Below are 1,805 nucleotides of genomic sequence, written 5' to 3' on the forward strand. Positions count from 1 at the left end.
GGCGCCACCAGCAGGGCGCCCGCGATCTTGGCGCGCAGCGGCACCGGCAGCGCGGCGCTGATCAGGCAGCCCAGGCTGTGCGCAATCAGGAGGACGGGACTGCGGGCCTCATTCACCTCGGTGGCAAGCGCTGCAATCCATTCGCCGGGAGCCGGATGTTCCCAGTCGCGTTGCTCGACCCGGCGCGCATGCGGCAGCAGGGCCATCCAGCGCGATTGCCAGTGTTGGGGTCCGGAGTTTTTCCATCCGGGAACGATGATCGGTTGGAGTCTCATGGCGGCCATGATGCCGCGCGGCCTTAGTAACGCAAACGAATAAATCGTCTTTTGCATATACGCTGGCGGGCATAAGGGCGGGCGGCGAAGAATGCCGCAGCGCAATAATCGGACGGGTATCAAAGTGGTCCGAAACTGGCCTGGGAAGGGCTATTTTTCAGTGTATGCTTGCCGTGCAATCGCAATGCAACCGGGCGTGACCGGGGCCGAAATCCCTGCAAAGGGCAGTCCAGCAGGCATGCTTGGCCTGGAGATGATCCGGCGTCCGCCACGGTGCAAAAAACTAACGATTACAAATCATTAGAGGAGTCCACACATGAAGCCAGTATTTCGTCTGACCCCGGTCATCGCAGCGCTGGGCGTCGCGGCCGGTCTGGCGTTTGCCTCGGGAGCGCAAGCGCAAACCATCAAGATCGGCGTCGTCGGCCCCACCACCGGCGCGGTCACTCAGTATGGCGATATGGTCCGTGAAGGGGTCGATACCGCGGTCGAACGCATCAACGCCGCCGGCGGCATCAACGGCAAGAAGCTGGAAACCGTCGTGATCGACGACGGCTGCGAACCCAAGCAAGGCCCGGTCGCCGCCAACCGCGTCGTCAACAGCAAGATCGGTTTCGTCGTGGGCCACGTGTGCTCGGGCGCCACCATCGCCGCCGCCGATATCTACAACAACGAAGGCGTGGTCATGGTCACGCCCTCGGCCACGTCGCCGGCGCTGACCGACGGCAAGAACTACGAGTTCATCTTCCGCACCATCGGCCGCGACGACCAGCAAGGCCCCGCCGCCGCCAAGTTCATCCTGGACAAGATCAAGCCCAAGAAGGTCGCCGTACTGCATGACAAGCAGTCCTACGGCCAGGGCATCGCCACCGCGGTCAAGAACGACCTGGAGAAGGGTGGCGTGGCCGTCGCCGTGTTCGAAGGCATCAATGCCGGCGACAGCGACTACTCGGCCGTCATCACCAAGCTGAAGAGCCAGGGCGTGGACTTCGTCTACTACGGCGGCTACCACCCCGAAATGGGCCTGCTGCTGCGCCAGGCGGCCGAACAGGGCGTGAAGGCCAAGTGGATGGGTCCGGAAGGCACGGGCAACCCCGACATCAACGCCATTGCCGGCGACGCCGTCGAAGGCATGCTGCTGACGCTGCCGGCCGACTTCACCCAGAACGCCGCCAACGCCGACATCGTCAAGGCCTTCGAGGCCAAGAAGCGCAACGCCAGCGGCGCCTTCCAGATGACAGCCTACACGGCTACCCAGGTCATCGCCGACGGCATCAAGGGCGCGGGCAGCGACGACCCGACCAAGGTCGCCAAGTACCTGCACGCCAACTCCTTCGACACGCCTATCGGCAAGGTGTCCTGGAACAAGCAAGGCGACCTGACGAACTTCCAGTTCGACGTGTTCACCTGGCACAAGGACGGTTCCAAGACCGTCTACAAGTAAGTCCGCGAGCGGGCCTGCGGCCCGCGACACGGGCGGAACCACTCTGCGTTCCACGACATGCCGGGCCGGAAGCGACAGTCTTCCGG

2 protein-coding genes are annotated in these 1,805 nt (G+C 63.7%); one reads left to right on the top strand and one right to left on the bottom strand.

Annotated elements, in window-relative coordinates:
* Window positions 1–275, bottom strand: a 275-nt coding sequence (locus AC6LKD_RS32580; protein ID WP_498118541.1) for an RBBP9/YdeN family alpha/beta hydrolase, incomplete at its 3' end; no start/stop codon positions are given.
* Window positions 276–591: 316 nt separating this feature from the next.
* On the opposite strand from AC6LKD_RS32580, the gene AC6LKD_RS32585 reads away from it, so the two are divergent.
* Window positions 592–1,719, top strand: coding sequence for a branched-chain amino acid ABC transporter substrate-binding protein (locus AC6LKD_RS32585; protein WP_013393960.1), 1,128 nt, complete (start codon window positions 592–594; stop codon window positions 1,717–1,719).
* Window positions 1,720–1,805: the final 86 nt, after the last annotated feature.

Source organism: Achromobacter sp. D7-1 (assembly GCF_059760445.1).

Coding starts and splice junctions, on each gene's coding strand:
- AC6LKD_RS32585 (WP_013393960.1), top strand. CDS start 592: ATGAAGCCAGTATTTCGTCTGACCCCGGTCATCGCAGCGCTGGGCGTC.